Here is a 16,522-nt window from a genome sequence, read left to right as displayed (position 1 = left end):
CTTTAATTGTGGGATGCAAAGAGGAGGGGCATTATGAAATTTTATACGATTAAATTGCCAAAAGTTCTGGGCAGTTTGGTAAGGGCTATGCTCGGAGCGTTTAAAAAAGGCTGATACTTATCTCCATGACACCTCTCAAAATCAGGGAGGTGTTATTTTTCGGTAAAAAGGGACAGCCATCCATTAATGGGTGAAGGCTTTCTTCCTTGATGCAGTCCAGCCTTGATCAACTTATTGAAACCAACCCCATTAATACCGGCCATTATAAGTAAAAAGGCATCCTAAGAGGATGCCGTAACATTATACGCGTTCTACTTTGCCCGATTTAAGAGCTCTTGCAGAAACGTATACACGTTTAGGTTTACCGTCAACTAAAATACGTACTTTTTGAAGGTTAGCGCCCCATGTACGCTTGCTAGCGTTCATTGCGTGAGAGCGGCTGTTACCAGAACGAGTTCTTCTTCCAGTGATTACACATTTACGTGCCATGTTAATTTCCCTCCTAACTACAACAAGCTTAAGTTTTTTGCAGTCGTCTTAAGTCTTTGTAAAATACTTTAATAATTTATCATACCTACCGTTAGAATGCAATACTTCAGTTAATTACTTTCAAGAAAAAAACCTTGACATACATACTTCAAAATTGAATTATATGTAGTACCGTATGACATTTACTTTTAAAACCATAGACATTATAGTAAAATGTCTTTAGTTGATTTGATTTTTTGGGAGGGAAAAGAAAATGTCTATCGAATTACAAACGAAGTATGGACAAATTGACATCTCTAATGATGTTATCGCTACTGTAGCAGGCGGAGCAGCTGTGGATTGCTACGGAATTATAGGAATGGCTTCCAAAAAACAATTTAAAGACGGCATTGCCGAAATTTTAAGAAAAGAAAACTTTACTAAGGGTGTAATAGTCCGTCAAGAAGAGGAAGAAGTTCATATCGATATGTATATTATCGTAAGTTATGGAACGAAAATCTCGGAAGTTGCACATAATGTGCAATCAAAGGTAAAGTATACTCTGGACAAAACTGTAGGATTAGCTGTTGATTCCGTCAACATTTTTGTACAGGGAGTTCGTGTGACGAACCCTTAAGTATAGGAGGAAAGTTTTGTGTCAATTACAAGTTTAAACGGAAAGCGCTTTGCAGAAATGATCATTCAAGGTGCCAACCATTTAGCGGCCAATGCCCAAATGGTTGATGCGTTGAATGTTTTCCCTGTTCCAGATGGAGATACAGGAACGAATATGAATTTATCGATGACTTCGGGAGCGAAGGAAGTGCAAAATAACGTCCAGGAACACATCGGGAAAGTGGGTACGTCCCTTTCAAGAGGACTGCTAATGGGCGCACGCGGCAATTCAGGAGTAATCCTTTCTCAACTGTTCCGCGGTTTTGCTAAAGCGATTGAACATAAATCGGAAATCAATAGTGAAGAATTTGCCCAAGCTTTTGAAGCAGGGGTTCAGACAGCTTATAAAGCTGTAATGAAGCCTGTTGAAGGAACCATTTTAACGGTTGCAAAAGATGCAGCCAAGCAAGCGGTTTCATCAGCAGCAAGGCACCAAGACCTTATTCAAGTAATGGAAGAAATCGTTACGGAGGCCAATGCCTCATTAAAACGCACACCGGATCTTCTTCCGGTCTTAAAAGAAGTGGGAGTCGTAGATAGCGGTGGGCAAGGGTTGGTGTTCGTTTATGAAGGCTTCCTAGCTGAGCTGAAAGGTGAAGCCCTACCAGTCCGCTCTTCAAATGGTCCAAGCATGGACGACATGATCAGTGCCGAACATCACATGAATGTACAAGGGCATATGAATACGGAAGATATCGTGTATGGCTACTGTACGGAATTCATGGTCCGATTGGAAAGTGAAAATCTTGCCGATAAACCATTTGATGAAGAGAAATTCAGAAATGATTTAAGTGAATACGGAGATTCTTTATTAGTCATCTCAGATGATGAAGTCGTCAAAGTACATATTCACTCTGAACAGCCTGGCACGTGCCTGAATTATGGACAGCAATATGGCAGTTTAATAAAAATGAAAATCGATAATATGCGTGAACAGCATACTGCGATTGTAGGTGAGACGAATACACCGCTTCAAACTAAACCGTCCACCAAAGAGAAATACGCTGTAGTGTCAGTGGCGATGGGTGCTGGCATCAGCGAATTATTCAAAAGCATCGGCGCTAAGTCCATCATCGAAGGCGGACAAACGATGAATCCTAGCACGGAAGATATCGTTAAAGCTGTCGAAGAGGCATATGCAGATCATGTCATCATCTTGCCTAATAATAAAAATATCATCATGGCGGCCAATCAGGCTGCAGATGTGCTTGGGGACCATGTGACTGTCATTCCAACGAAAACAGTACCTCAGGGAATGGCTGCATTGTTGGCATTCAACCCTTCACTTGATGCAAAAGAGAATAAAAAAGCGATGATCGAAGCCCTTTCGCATGTGAAAACGGGCCAGATTACTTATGCTGTCCGGGATACCAGCATTGACGGTCTAACAATTGAGACCGGGGATTTCATGGGAATTGCCGAAGGTACCATCAAAGTGAAGGATAAAGACATGACTCAGGCGGCAAAAGATCTTCTCTCCGATATGATTGACGAAGATTCGGAAATCCTTACCATTTTATATGGGGAAGATGCCACTGCTGAAGATGTCGAAAGTCTTGTTACGTTTTGTAATGAGAATTTTGAAGACGTTGAAGTTGAAGTCCATAATGGGAAACAACCTTTATATTCTTTTATTTTTTCAATTGAATAAATAGAGGGTCATGAAGATAAGGATTGTTTGGTCATAAATTTTGAAGGATCCTGAAAAAAATAAAAGCAATAAACTGCATATGTCATTAGGCTATGCAGTTTTATTTTTTTGAAAAGAAGGATTACGGACAGCGTGATTGTAATTACAATATATCAGGCTTTTTTATTTAAATACTCCCAGTGTAAAGAAGGAGGAGCATATCATGAAATTCAGAAGTGTATTCGATATAATTGGTCCTGTTATGATCGGCCCCTCTAGTTCCCATACAGCAGGAGCTGCTAGGATCGGTAGGGTTGCCAGGAATTTATTCGACCGGGAACCGAAATGGGCCCATATTTCTTTTTACGGATCGTTTGCAAAAACCTATAAGGGCCATGGGACGGATGTAGCCATCGTAGGAGGCTTACTTGATTTTGATACATTTGATGAGAGAATCAAAGAATCGCTGGAATTAGCCCGCAAAAGGAAAATGAAAATTACTTTTCGGGAAGAAGAAGCAGTACCGGAACATCCCAATACTGCAAAAATAACAGTTGGTGATGATGATGGTGAACTGGAACTTGTCGGAATATCGATTGGCGGGGGAAAGATCGAAATCGTCGAACTGAATGGGTTTAAATTGAGGCTCTCCGGGCACAACCCTGCCATACTCGTCGTTCATGATGATCGGTTTGGTGCCATTGCCAATGTTTCAAACATATTAGCCAAGCATCAAATCAATATTGGCCAGATGGAGGTCTCCCGAAAAGAGAAAGGGAAGATGGCCTTGATGACGATTGAAGTGGACCATAACCTGGAGGATCACGTCATCGCTGAAATTACGGCACTCCCCAACATCACTCAAGTAGCAAGGATTGTGGATTGACTGGGCAATCGTTTCCACTTAGGAAGGAGAATGAATCATGTTTCGAAATGTAGCGGAATTAGTAGAGTTAGCTGAATCAAAGCAGAAAAGAATTTCAACGCTGATGATAGAGCAGGAAATGGAAGTAACGGGAAAAAGCCGTGAAGAAATCATTGGCCAGATGGGAGTCAACCTGGATGTAATGGAACAGGCAGTTGAAAAGGGACTTCAAGGTGTACGGTCCGTTTCCGGACTGACGGGAGGGGATGCAGTTCTTCTTCAGAATTACATTAAATCCGGTAATTCCTTATCCGGTGGACTGCTGTTGGATGCGGTGAGCAAAGCCGTGGCAACAAACGAAGTGAACGCAGCCATGGGAACGATTTGTGCGACACCGACTGCCGGATCTGCTGGTGTTGTGCCTGGAACACTTTTTGCTTTGCAAAATAAATTAAAACCGACTCGGGAACAAAAAATTGAGTTCCTATTTACAGCAGGGGCTTTTGGTTTTGTTGTAGCAAATAATGCTTCGATCTCTGGAGCCGCTGGGGGCTGTCAGGCGGAGGTCGGTTCTGCCTCGGGCATGGCAGCGGCAGCCATCGTTGAAATGGCAGGAGGGACACCGGCACAAAGTGCAGAAGCGATGGCGATCACATTGAAGAATATGCTTGGTCTTGTATGTGACCCTGTTGCTGGGCTTGTGGAAGTGCCTTGTGTGAAGAGAAATGCCATGGGTGCAGCCAATGCAATGGTTGCCGCAGATATGGCGTTAGCGGGGATCACAAGCCGCATACCGTGTGATGAAGTAATTGATGCGATGTATAAAATCGGGCAAACGATGCCATCGGCACTTAGGGAAACTGCACAAGGAGGATTAGCGGCTACACCGACTGGGCGGGAGTTGGAAGCGAAAATCTTTGGCTTGCCGCTGAATAAGAAGTGAAAGCAGCTTTACAGGAACCCATAACAGCAGTAAAAGGAATTGGGGCCGAAACGGCGGCAGCGTTGGGGGAAATGGGGATCCATACCGTCGCGGATCTCCTTGAGCATCTCCCATATCGCTATGAAGATTACCGGTTGAGGGATTTGGAAACGGTCGAGCACGATGAGCGGGTTACCGTGGAAGGCAAGGTTCATACGGTGCCCACTTTAGGATATTTCGGAAAGAAAAAATCCAGGCTTACGATTAAGGTATTGACTGGGAGATATTTAATAAATGTCATTTTTTTCAACCAGCCATACCTGAAGCAAAAACTTGCGATAGGTGAAACTGTAACGGTTACAGGGAAGTGGGATCGTCACCGGCAAACCATTACAGGGTCGGAATGCCACGTTGGCGATCGCAGCCGGGAGAAAGAGTTCGAACCGGTGTACTCAGTGAAAGGCAGCATTACTGTCAAGGGTCTACGCCGCTTTATCTCCAATGCATTTTCTGAATATGGGGCAATGATAGAAGAGAATCTGCCCCCGCAATTACTGGCGGCATACAAACTGATGCCTCGTAACGATGCTCTTCGTACCATGCATTTCCCTCTATCGGCCAATGAGGTGAAAAAGGCTCGACGCCGTTTTGTGTATGAAGAGTTTTTATTGTTTCAGCTTAAAATGCAGGCACTTCGTAAAGTGCAGAGGGAGCAGTCAAAAGGGATAGGACAGGAGTTTGACATGGAGCAGCTGGAAGCCTTCATTGGAAGTCTCCCTTTTCCTTTGACGAACGCTCAAAATAGGGTCGTCCAGGAAATAATGAATGATATGAAATCTCCTTACCGGATGAACCGTCTACTTCAAGGGGATGTCGGGTCCGGGAAAACGGTGGTTGCCGCCATATGCCTGAAGGCGACGATTACAGCAGGTTTCCAAGGTGCACTTATGGTCCCGACGGAAATCTTGGCTGAGCAGCATGCACAATCCCTGAAGGCAATGTTGGAACCGAGTGGAGTCAAAGTCGCATTGTTGACAAGTTCTGTAAAAGGCAAAAAACGCAAGGAAGTATTGAATATGCTGGAATCCGGGGAGCTGGATCTTTTGATAGGAACCCATGCATTGATACAGGATGAAGTGAATTTTCTGAACTTAGGTCTTGTCATAACGGATGAACAACATCGTTTCGGAGTGGAACAGCGCCGCATCCTCCGTGAAAAAGGTACGAATCCTGATGTCCTTTTCATGACGGCTACACCGATTCCGCGAACGCTTGCAATTACTGTGTTTGGGGAAATGGACGTCTCCACGATCGATGAAATGCCTGCCGGGCGAAAAGCGATAGAAACCTATTGGGCGAAACACCAAATGCTTGATCGGATTTTAACCTTTGTCGAAAAGGAACTAAAAAAAGGGAGGCAGGCTTACGTCATCTGTCCATTGATTGAGGAGTCGGAGAAACTCGATTCTTTACAAAATGTCCTCGATGTTCATGCAATGCTGACACATTACTTTGCCAACAGGTACAAAGTGGGTCTTATGCATGGAAGGCTGCACGCTGATGAAAAAGACGAAGTGATGCAGCAGTTTAGTGCCAATGAAGCACAAATCCTTGTTTCCACGACGGTTGTCGAAGTTGGGGTGAATGTTCCAAATGCCACGGTAATGGTCATTTATGATGCGGAGCGGTTTGGGCTTTCACAGTTGCATCAGTTACGCGGAAGGGTTGGACGGGGAAGTGATCAGTCCTTTTGCATACTGCTGGCTGATCCGAAAACGGAAGTCGGCAAAGAACGGATGAAAATCATGACCGAGACAAACGATGGTTTTGCCCTTTCCGAAAAAGATCTGGAACTTCGTGGCCCCGGTGACTTCTTTGGTAAAAAACAAAGCGGCCTTCCCGAGTTTAAGGTGGCCGACATGGTCCATGATTACAGGACGCTGGAAGTGGCAAGGACGGATGCGGCAAAATTGATTGACTCCCAAAGCTTTTGGCATTCCCCGGAGTATGCTCCGCTTCGGAATTATTTAGAGGGGACGGGCGTATTCACGGGAGAAAAGCTGGACTGAACTGAATGAAAAACCAATAGCAGATTGTGAGATTTTACGCAATATCTTGCAATCTGTTTTTAAAATATATATACTACTATTAGTACCTAGTCATAATACTACGGATGGTGACCTTCAAAATGCGAAGAAATAAGAAGGAACGCCAGCAATTATTAATCGAAACGATTAAACAGAATCCTTTTGTAACGGATGAGGAGCTGGCTGAAAAATATTCGGTGAGCGTCCAGACCATTAGGCTTGACCGTCTTGAATTGTCGATACCGGAACTGCGTGAGCGTATTAAAAGCGTGGCCGAAAAAAAATTCAGTGACGAAATCAGGGCATTGCCTTTGGATGAAATCATCGGGGAAGTAATTGACCTTAATTTAGATGATAATGCAATTTCGATTTTGGATATAACTAAAGAGCATGTCTTTAAGCGGAATGGAATTGCCAGGGGACATCACCTTTTTGCTCAAGCGAATTCATTGGCTGTGGCAGTCATAAATGATGAACTGGCATTAACCGCAAAAGCATCCATTTTATTTACTCGTTCTGTAAAGGAAAATGAAAGAGTGGTAGCTAAAGCGAGGGTTAAAAGCGTGGACCACACCAACGATCGTTCCGTGGTGGAAGTCAGAAGCTACGTGGGTAATGAACTGGTTTTTAAAGGTGAGTTCGAAATGTATCGCTCTTAACTTTCTAGTAAAGGATGAAAGAAAATGAAGATTACGATAGATGCCATGGGTGGCGATAATGCTCCCGAGGCACAGGTTTTGGGAGCGATGAAAGCTGTCGAGAATTTTTCCGATGTGGAAATCACCTTGATAGGCGATCAAGCTGAAATTAACCAATACTTAGCGAAACATGACCGTATAAGGGTTATACATACTGATGAAAAAATATTGAGTACCGATGAACCGGTTCGTGCGGTCCGGCGCAAGAAAAGCGCCTCGATGGTGTTGGCTGCACAGCAAGTGGCAGACGGGGAAGCCGATGCATGCATTTCCTCAGGCAATACGGGGGCGCTAATGGCTGCGGGCTTGTTTGTGGTCGGAAGGATAGAAGGAATTGAACGTCCGGCATTGGCTCCCACCCTTCCGACAATCGATGGTAAAGGATTTGTGCTACTGGATGTAGGTGCGAACTCCGATTCGAAACCCGAGCATCTCCTTCAATTCGCCATAATGGGTTCTGTTTATGCCCAAAAAGTGCGGGGAATCGAAAAGCCCCGTGTCGGATTACTTAATATTGGCACAGAAGAAAAAAAAGGGAATGAACTGACAAAGCATGCCTTTACATTACTGCAGCAATCTTCGGAGATATCCTTTATAGGCAACGTAGAGGCAAGGGACCTCCTGAGCGGGCCGGCTGATGTTGTCGTAACGGACGGCTTCACGGGAAATATGGTATTAAAGACGCTTGAAGGTACTGCTATGGGCGTATTCAAAATGGTGAAAACGGCTTTGACGAGCAATCTCAAGAGTAAGTTCGCTGCAGCAATGGTAAAGCCTGAACTAAAAGGCATAAAAAATAAAATGGATTACTCGGAGTATGGCGGTGCCGGCCTATTCGGTTTGAAGGCCCCTGTCATTAAGGCTCATGGTTCTTCAGATGAGAATGCGGTCTATAATGCAATACGCCAGACTCGCGATATGGTTGGAAATGACGTCATTTCCACAATTGCGGAGACAATAGAAAAAAATAATAAATCATAGAGGCAGGGGAGTAACAGATGGGTAAAATTGCTTTTGTCTTTCCAGGACAAGGTTCACAATCAATAGGAATGGGGCATGACTTATTTCAGGAAAACGAGCGTGCTCAGCAAATTTTTCGAACAGCTGATGAAAAACTTGATTTTCCACTTTCCGAATTGATCTTTAATGGCACACAACAAGAATTAACGGTGACTTATAATGCACAGCCTGCTTTATTGACTACGAGTTATGCTTTTGTCAAGGAGTTGAAAGAAGCGGGCATTAAACCCGATTATACAGCCGGGCACAGTTTAGGTGAATATACGGCATTAGTGGCATCTGGTGCAATTTCTTTTGAGGATGCCGTATATACAGTGCGTAAGCGTGGTGAATTCATGGAAGCTGCGGTACCGAATGGTCAAGGCTCAATGGCTGCGATTTTGGGAATGGACCGGGAAGCTCTATCTGAAGTCACTTCTGAAATTACGGCCACGGGGGAATCCGTTCAATTGGCCAATATTAATTGTCCAGGGCAAATCGTCATTTCAGGCACTTCGGAAGGGGTTAAACTTGCGAGTGCAAAAGCCAAGGAAAATGGCGCTAAACGGGCTCTTCCCCTTGAAGTGAGCGGACCGTTCCATTCGGAATTGATGAAACCGGCAGCAGAAAAGTTACAGGGTGTCCTTGATGAAGTAAGCTTCAAACAGGCAGAAATTCCTGTTATTTCAAACGTAACGGCTAATCCCATTACAGCACCTGCCGAAATAAAAGAAAAATTAATCGAACAACTGTATTCACCGGTCCTTTGGGAGGACAGTGTGAAAAATCTTCTTGATTTGGGCGTGGATACGTTCATCGAGGTGGGCCCTGGGAAAGTATTGGGCGGATTGATTAAGAAAATTGATCGTTCCGTTCAAATTCACTCGGTATCCGATATAGATTCTCTAACTAAAACAATTGAAACATTGAAGGGGGTACAAGCATGATCCTCGAAGGAAAAAAAGCACTTGTAACCGGAGCTTCAAGAGGTATAGGCAGGGAAGTTGCATTAGAACTTGCCCGTCAGGGAGCGGATGTTGCCATCAACTATTCTGGCAGTGAAGCTAAAGCGAATGAAGTGGTTGACGAAATCAAGGCATTGGGCCGTAAAGCATTCGCCATACAATGCGATGTTGCAAATAGTGATTCGGTGACAAGCATGATCAAAGAGGTCGTCGAACAGTTTGGCAGGGTGGATATCCTGGTCAATAATGCTGGCATCACACGTGATAACCTATTGATGCGCATGAAAGAAGATGAATGGGATTCTGTGATCAATACGAATCTAAAAGGCGTGTTCTTATGCACCAAAGCGGTTACAAGGCAAATGATGAAACAGCGTAGCGGCAGGATCATCAATATGGCATCGATCGTCGGCGTCAGCGGAAATGCAGGGCAGGCTAATTATGTAGCGGCTAAAGCTGGTGTGATCGGCCTGACTAAAACGACGGCAAAGGAACTTGCATCGAGAGGCATTACGGTCAATGCGATTGCCCCAGGTTTCATCTCAACGGATATGACTGGTGAATTGCCTGAAGACGTCCAAAAAGCCATGCTGGACCAAATCCCGCTTGCACGGTTCGGTGATCCTAAAGATATTGCTGCAGTAGCGACTTTCCTTGCTTCTGAGGGCAGCAAATATATGACTGGGCAAACTCTTCATGTAGATGGCGGCATGGTCATGTAAGTTTTCTTTGATTTTTTTCGAAATTAATTTATAATGTTTTGAGGGGAGGTGAACACATTGGCAGATGTATTAGAAAGAGTAACTAAAATCGTTGTAGATCGTTTGAACGTAGAAGAATCAGAGGTAAAACTTGAAGCTTCTTTCAAAGAAGATCTTGGTGCCGATTCCCTTGATGTAGTTGAACTAGTCATGGAATTCGAAGACGAGTTTGATATGGAAATTTCGGACGATGACGCTGAAAAAATCGCCACAGTGGGTGATGCTGTGAATTACATACAAAGCACTATGTAATGAATTGTCATTTGACTAAAAGCTCCGTTTTTTAACGGGGCTTTCTCTTATTGCTTAAAGAAGTTCGATGCAGCGGCAGAGAAGGAAATGAGCATGTACTCGGTAAGTTCCGCCTGCAGTGCAGTGGTCTTTTGCCATTAGTTTTCTTTAAGGGGATAATAATGTATGATGGTACATAGGAAAGCTTGACAGGAATTCCTGCCAGGTTTCTTTTTATATATTGGAAAAATATGCTTTTTGAACCGTTGTGGAGGGTTTTGTGTGATGCGTAGGAACGGAAATAATCGTAAACCATCAATCAAGGATAATAAATTTAAACAGTTGCAAGAAAATCTGGGTTTTCATTTCAAAGATGAAAATCTATTAAAACAAGCTTTTACGCATTCATCTTATGTGAATGAGCATCGCCGTAAGCCTTATGAAGATAATGAAAGGCTTGAATTCTTAGGGGACGCTGTACTTGAATTGACCATCTCTAAATACTTATATCAAAAATATCCGATGATGAGCGAAGGTGAACTTACCAAACTAAGGGCAGCCATTGTGTGTGAGCCTTCACTTGTTTCTTTTGCCAATAGCCTTTCTTACGGGGAATATGTATTACTCGGAAAAGGGGAAGAAATGACAGGTGGAAGAGAACGCCCTGCCATGCTTGCGGATGTATTCGAAGCCTACATTGGTGCTTTGTACCTTGATCAAGGATTAGAGCCGGTTGTGCAGTTTTTGACGAATGTCGTGTTTCCAAAGATAGACGAGGGTGCTTTTTCTCATGTGATGGATTATAAGAGCCAGCTTCAGGAGCTGATCCAGCGGGATGCCATCGGTGTCCTGCAATATAAGATCTTGCAGGAAAAGGGACCGGCACATAATCGGGAGTTTGTTTCGACCGTCTCCCTTAATGGGGAAGAGCTGGGTTCTGGAATAGGAAAGTCAAAAAAAGAAGCAGAGCAGCATGCTGCCGAGCATGCATTAATCGTTTTAAAAGATAAAAAATCAACAAGATAGTTTAACAGTAGAGGGGGAAAGGTCATGTTCCTCAAACGTTTGGACGTTGTAGGATTTAAATCTTTCGCAGAGAAAATTTCGATTGATTTTGTACCTGGTGTCACGGCAGTGGTTGGACCAAACGGAAGCGGTAAAAGTAATGTGACCGATGCAGTCCGCTGGGTACTTGGAGAGCAGTCTGCGAAATCACTGCGTGGAGCAAAAATGGAAGATATCATCTTTTCGGGAAGTGACACGAGGAAAGCGTTGAATTTTGCGGAAGTATCATTGACCCTTGATAACGAGACCAATTCCCTACCGATCGACTTTCATGAAGTCAGTGTGACAAGACGTGTATATCGATCGGGAGAAAGTGAATTTTTCATTAATAATCAAGGTTGCCGTCTGAAAGACATCATAGACCTTTTCATGGATTCTGGTCTTGGACGAGAAGCCTTTTCCATCATCAGTCAAGGGAAAGTGGAAGAAATCCTAAGCAGTAAGGCTGAAGAAAGACGAGTGATCTTTGAAGAGGCAGCAGGTGTCCTGAAGTATAAAACCAGAAAACGAAAAGCGGAATCGAAGTTGACGGAAACCCAGGATAACTTAAACCGTGTCCATGATATCCTCCATGAATTGGAGGGGCAGGTGGAGCCGTTAAAAATTCAGTCCTCCCTCGCCAAGGAGTTTTTGGCGAAGAAAGAAGAGCTTGAGCAAATAGAAGTGGCTTTAACCGTTTTTGAAATAGAAGAGCTTTATGGAAAATGGGAAAAACTTTCACAAGAACTTGAAAAGCATAATGAAATGGAACAGCAAATGGCAGGACAGCTTCATGACAGGGAAGCGCATCTCAAAAAACTAAGGGATAGTCTTGCGACGCTTGAGACATCGATCAATGGACTTCAGGAAGTTCTCCTGAATGCAAGCGAAGAACTTGAAAAGCTTGAAGGCCGTAAAGAGGTTTTGAAAGAACGGAAAAAAAATGCTGCCCAAAACAAGTCACAGCTAGAAAAAGCGATTGTGGAAGGTGAGGCTGCCGTCGAACGTTTGGCTTTGCAAAAGGAAAGAGAAACGGAAATCCTGAATGCACTGAACATGGAAGTGAAAGGGATTTCTGAAACCTTACATGAAAAACAAAAAAGCCTAGGCCTTTTCAATAGTGATATTGAAGCGATGATCGAAGCGAAAAAGAGTGACTATATCGAGTGGTTGAACAAGCAGGCATCGGCTAAAAACGAAAAACAATACTTGCTCCAGCAATTAACGCAGCAGGAGCATAAAAATGCCAAACTTGATATGGAAAATGAAAAGTTTTTAACCGAAAGATTGGATATCACTGCTAAAAAAATGGAATATTCACAGCTGATGGAAAATATGACCAAGCAGCTTGAAGAGCATGTCACTTATTTCCGAAATCAGCAGAATAAATTGAATGCTGCAAAAGATACGTATCAAAAACAGGAGACCACCCTTTACAAGGCCTATCAATTCCTTCAACAGGCAAAATCTCGTAAGGAACTTCTTGAAGAAATGGAAGATGATTATGCAGGCTTTTTTCAAGGTGTAAAAGAGGTTTTGAAAGCGAAAGAAACCCTTCGAGGCATTGAAGGGGCAGTTGCGGAATTGATAAAGGTTCCAAAGGAATATGAAACGGCCATCGAAACGGCTCTGGGCGGAGCGATGCAGCATGTTGTCGTCGAACGCGAAGAGCATGCACGGGAAGCCATTTCTTTCTTGAAGAAAAATAGATATGGGCGTGCGACGTTCTTGCCTTTATCAGTCATAAAGGCAAGAGAGATATCAGCTAACCAACTATCGATGCTGAAGGGTCATCCAGCTTTTGTGGGGACGGGTTCCTCATTGATCCAATATGATGATAGGCATGCAGCGATTGCCGAAAACCTATTAGGCACCGTGATGATCACCACCGATCTAAAAGGTGCAAATGACCTGGCGAAAATGATGCAGCACCGTTTCCGCTTCGTAACACTTGAAGGGGATATCGTCAATCCAGGTGGTTCAATGACTGGTGGGGCCTTAAAGCAAAAAACGACCTCCCTTCTTTCAAGGAAAACGGAATTGGAAGAGCTCCATCAAAAACTTGCTGCAATGGAAGCTAAAACGAATCAGCTAGAAAAGCAAGTCAAACAGCTCAAAGTGGATGTGGGTGTTCAAGAGCAAACGCTTGAACAAACCAGAAAAACAGGAGAGAGACTTCGATTACAAGAACAAACCCTTAAGGGCGAACTCCGGGAAGTGGAGCTGCAGGAAAGAAATGTGAATGAACGGCTGCATCTTTATGATTTGGATAAAAATTCATATTTGGAAGAACAACAGCAAAAAACAGCAAGACTTGAAGAGCTGGAAGAACTTCTGGATTCGTGTAAAACTGAGATTGAAGGGCTGGATCGGTTGATTTCCGAAATGACCGAACAAAAACAATCTCAACAATCCTCAAAAGAGACCCTTGCTGAAGAAACGAATGAACTGAGGGTAATGCTTGCCTCTAAGCGCGGCCAGCTGCAAAACCAAAAAGAGAAGATGGAACGCATTGAATCGGACCTTTCAAAGGAAGCAAGCAGGCTTGCCGAAAACAAAGATGATTTAGGGCTCCTGACCAATGAAATGACAGACAGTTCAAGCGGGGAAGAGTCCCTGGAAGATATGGCTCAGCAGAAATTGCTTGATAAAAATGGAGCAATTGAAGGAATTACCATGAAAAAACAGGAAAAGAACGAGCTTCTAACGCAAGTTGAAACTCTTGAACTGTCCATGAAAGAGGAAAACCGACTTTATAAAGGCATTGTCGAAGTGATAAAGGATGAAGAAGTGAAATTAACTCGTCTGGATGTCGAACTGGAAAATCGCCTTGACCACTTGAGAGAAGAATATACCCTTTCCTTTGAAGGTGCTAAAGAACAGTATCCTCTGATGATGCCTGCAGAAGAAGCTCAAAAAAGGGTGAAGTTAATCAAGCTTGCAATCGAGGAACTGGGAACGGTGAATCTAGGTGCAATTGATGAATACGCACGTGTAGCTGAACGATATGAATTCCTCCTTAGTCAAAAGGAAGACCTGCAACAGGCGAAAGATACATTATTCCAAGTCATCGATGAAATGGATGATGAAATGAAGCGGCGCTTTGCGGATACCTTCTATTCAATCCGTGAAGAATTCGAACAAGTCTTCAAAGCTTTATTCGGCGGAGGCAAAGCAGAGCTGAAGCTGACAAATCCGGATGATTTACTAAATACAGGGGTGGATATCATTGCACAGCCCCCCGGGAAAAAACTGCAAAATTTGAGCCTCTTATCCGGGGGGGAACGAGCATTGACAGCCATTGCCCTTTTATTCTCCATTCTAAAAGTGCGTCCGGTGCCTTTCTGTATCCTTGATGAGGTAGAGGCAGCGCTTGATGAGGCGAATGTCGTCCGGTTCAGTCAATTTTTAAGGAAGTTCAGCAGGGAAACGCAGTTCATCGTGATCACTCACCGTAAAGGCACGATGGAAGAGGCAGATGTCCTATATGGCATTACGATGCAGGAGTCAGGTGTCTCCAAACTTGTTTCCGTCCGGATGGAAGAGTCAGAAAACTTTATTGAAGTTTAAAATTCATGAATAAGAGGAAGTGGGACAATGAGTTTTTTCAAAAAGCTAAAAGAGAAATTTACGAATCAGGATGAAAAAGAAAAATCAGTTGAAGCAGAAATATCCATAGGGGAAAAATTCAAACAAGGTTTGACAAAGACGAGAAATTCTTTTACGGGAAGGGTTAATGAACTTGTTGCCCGATATCGGAAAGTGGATGAGGACTTTTTTGAAGAACTTGAAGAAATCCTGATACAGGCTGATGTAGGCTTTGATACTGTCATGGAACTGATTGACCAATTAAAAATGGAAGTCAAGCTTCGAAATATTTCTGATACGAGGGAAGTACAGTCCGTTATTTCCGAAAAGCTTGTTGAAATCTACCAAGGTAATGATGAAGCGACTTCAAGCCTGAACATACAAGAAGAAGGTTTGACGGTCATTTTGTTTGTAGGGGTTAACGGGGTAGGTAAAACGACGACCATTGGAAAGCTTGCCCATAAATTCAAAACAGAAGGTAAATCTGTTGTATTGGCTGCCGGGGATACCTTCCGTGCCGGTGCGATCGAACAGCTTGAGGTTTGGGGAGAGCGTGTCGGTGTCAGTGTAATCAAACAGGGTGAAGGTTCTGACCCTGCAGCGGTAATGTTTGATGCCATTCAGGCCGCCAAGGCACGAAAAGCGGATATACTGATCTGCGACACTGCCGGCCGCTTACAGAATAAAGTGAATTTAATGAAGGAATTGGAAAAGGTGAAACGTGTAATTGAACGTGAAGTACCAGGTGCACCACACGAGGTGTTGCTTGCCCTTGATGCTACAACTGGTCAAAATGCCCTTATTCAGGCCAAGACATTCAAGGAAGCGACCAATGTTTCCGGCATAGTTTTAACAAAGCTTGATGGCACCGCAAAAGGTGGGATTGTTTTGGCAATTCGCAATGAATTGGCCATTCCCGTTAAATTTGTCGGGCTAGGTGAAAAAATGGACGATCTACAGGAATTCGATGCTGAGAAATATGTTTATGGACTTTTTGCTGATATTATCGATAAAGAAGAGGTTTAAAAAAACTGTAAGCCAGAAGGGGATAATTCTCTTCTGGTTTTTTGTTCACAGTGGTCATTTGGAGGAACAATTGCAGAAAAGTCTAAAAATGAGGCGAAAAAAAGAAAAAAATAATGCTTTGCAAACAAGTGGTAAGGAGTTTAACTTGACATCAAATAAACAAGGCTTTACAATATAAACTTGTAAAGGGTTTTCACTTAACAGCAGGGAGGCTTGCTAAGATGCTTGAAAAGACAACGCGGATTAATTATTTGTATGACTTTTACCAATCGTTGTTAACAGAGAAGCAGCAGAGCTACATGTCCCTCTACTATCTGGATGATTACTCTCTTGGCGAGATTGCCGAAGAATACGAAGTCAGTAGGCAGGCAGTCTATGATAATATAAAAAGAACGGAAGCGATGCTTGAGGAATATGAAGCAAAGCTTTTGTTATTTCAAAAATTTCAAGAGCGTAACCAGTGGATTGCGAATATGAAGGGACTCATAGAAAAGGATTCCTTTTCAAAAGAGGAGCTGCTTGACGCAATCACAACGCTTGAGAAGTTGGATTAGGAGGCGGCA

The 16,522-nt window shown here is 43.4% G+C and carries 16 protein-coding genes; 15 read left to right on the top strand and 1 reads right to left on the bottom strand.

What is annotated here, in order from left to right:
* The first annotated feature begins 33 nt into the window (after positions 1-33).
* Positions 34-114: a stage V sporulation protein SpoVM gene (spoVM, locus tag ACQKNS_RS04945; RefSeq protein WP_034313769.1), complete on the top strand. Its 81-nt coding sequence runs from the start codon at positions 34-36 to the stop codon at positions 112-114.
* A 186-nt stretch (positions 115-300) separates the two neighbouring features.
* Here the strand turns inward: spoVM and rpmB are convergent, their stop codons facing one another.
* Entirely contained in the window at positions 301-489 is a 189-nt protein-coding gene (gene rpmB / locus ACQKNS_RS04940; RefSeq protein WP_034313767.1) for a 50S ribosomal protein L28, read from the bottom strand.
* A gap of 253 nt (positions 490-742) precedes the next feature.
* Between rpmB and ACQKNS_RS04935 the strand changes: the two genes are divergently transcribed.
* From ACQKNS_RS04935 to ACQKNS_RS04870, 14 genes are all read left to right on the top strand, one after another.
* Positions 743-1,105, top strand: a complete 363-nt coding sequence (locus tag ACQKNS_RS04935; RefSeq protein WP_048684651.1) for an Asp23/Gls24 family envelope stress response protein — start codon at positions 743-745, stop codon at positions 1,103-1,105.
* Positions 1,106-1,123: 18 nt separating this feature from the next.
* Positions 1,124-2,794 carry a DAK2 domain-containing protein gene (locus ACQKNS_RS04930; protein ID WP_427641455.1) on the top strand — a complete coding sequence of 557 codons (1,671 nt, stop codon included), beginning with the start codon at positions 1,124-1,126 and terminating at the stop codon, positions 2,792-2,794.
* Positions 2,795-2,996: 202 nt separating this feature from the next.
* Positions 2,997-3,659 (top strand): L-serine ammonia-lyase, iron-sulfur-dependent subunit beta, encoded by a 663-nt coding sequence (gene sdaAB / locus ACQKNS_RS04925; protein ID WP_427641454.1) that lies wholly within the window; start codon positions 2,997-2,999, stop codon positions 3,657-3,659.
* A gap of 37 nt (positions 3,660-3,696) precedes the next feature.
* Positions 3,697-4,581, top strand: coding sequence for an L-serine ammonia-lyase, iron-sulfur-dependent, subunit alpha (sdaAA, locus tag ACQKNS_RS04920; RefSeq protein ID WP_427641453.1), 885 nt, complete (start codon positions 3,697-3,699; stop codon positions 4,579-4,581).
* Positions 4,578-6,629: an ATP-dependent DNA helicase RecG gene (recG, locus tag ACQKNS_RS04915; RefSeq protein ID WP_427641452.1), complete on the top strand. Its 2,052-nt coding sequence runs from the start codon at positions 4,578-4,580 to the stop codon at positions 6,627-6,629. The genes sdaAA and recG overlap by 4 nt, the downstream gene beginning before the upstream one ends.
* Positions 6,630-6,748: 119 nt before the next feature.
* Positions 6,749-7,306 carry a transcription factor FapR gene (gene fapR / locus ACQKNS_RS04910; protein WP_427641451.1) on the top strand — a complete coding sequence of 186 codons (558 nt, stop codon included), beginning with the start codon at positions 6,749-6,751 and terminating at the stop codon, positions 7,304-7,306.
* A gap of 24 nt (positions 7,307-7,330) precedes the next feature.
* Positions 7,331-8,326, top strand: coding sequence for a phosphate acyltransferase PlsX (plsX, locus tag ACQKNS_RS04905; protein WP_427641449.1), 996 nt, complete (start codon positions 7,331-7,333; stop codon positions 8,324-8,326).
* 17 nt (positions 8,327-8,343) lie between these two features.
* Positions 8,344-9,291: an ACP S-malonyltransferase gene (gene fabD, locus ACQKNS_RS04900; protein ID WP_427641448.1), complete on the top strand. Its 948-nt coding sequence runs from the start codon at positions 8,344-8,346 to the stop codon at positions 9,289-9,291.
* The gene (gene fabG / locus ACQKNS_RS04895; RefSeq protein ID WP_427641447.1) at positions 9,288-10,031 is read left to right on the top strand and encodes a 3-oxoacyl-[acyl-carrier-protein] reductase; all 744 of its coding nucleotides are present in this window, start codon (positions 9,288-9,290) and stop codon (positions 10,029-10,031) included. The genes fabD and fabG overlap by 4 nt, the downstream gene beginning before the upstream one ends.
* Before the next feature lie 57 nt (positions 10,032-10,088).
* Complete coding sequence (locus tag ACQKNS_RS04890; RefSeq protein ID WP_034313729.1) at positions 10,089-10,322, top strand: acyl carrier protein; 234 nt, start codon at positions 10,089-10,091, stop codon at positions 10,320-10,322.
* A gap of 264 nt (positions 10,323-10,586) precedes the next feature.
* Positions 10,587-11,327, top strand: coding sequence for a ribonuclease III (gene rnc, locus ACQKNS_RS04885; RefSeq protein WP_427642134.1), 741 nt, complete (start codon positions 10,587-10,589; stop codon positions 11,325-11,327).
* A 24-nt stretch (positions 11,328-11,351) separates the two neighbouring features.
* Positions 11,352-14,915, top strand: coding sequence for a chromosome segregation protein SMC (smc, locus tag ACQKNS_RS04880; RefSeq protein WP_427641446.1), 3,564 nt, complete (start codon positions 11,352-11,354; stop codon positions 14,913-14,915).
* A gap of 27 nt (positions 14,916-14,942) precedes the next feature.
* Positions 14,943-15,959: a signal recognition particle-docking protein FtsY gene (ftsY, locus tag ACQKNS_RS04875; RefSeq protein ID WP_427641445.1), complete on the top strand. Its 1,017-nt coding sequence runs from the start codon at positions 14,943-14,945 to the stop codon at positions 15,957-15,959.
* Between the two features lie 221 nt (positions 15,960-16,180).
* On the top strand, positions 16,181-16,513 hold the full coding sequence (locus ACQKNS_RS04870) for a putative DNA-binding protein (RefSeq protein ID WP_076366571.1): 333 nt from the start codon (positions 16,181-16,183) through the stop codon (positions 16,511-16,513).
* The last annotated feature ends 9 nt before the right edge of the window (positions 16,514-16,522 follow it).

The sequence above is a fragment of the Peribacillus sp. NPDC094092 genome (genome assembly GCF_050279365.1).
GTDB lineage: Bacteria > Bacillota > Bacilli > Bacillales > DSM-1321 > Peribacillus.
This window is presented reverse-complemented; position numbering and strand designations above follow the sequence as displayed.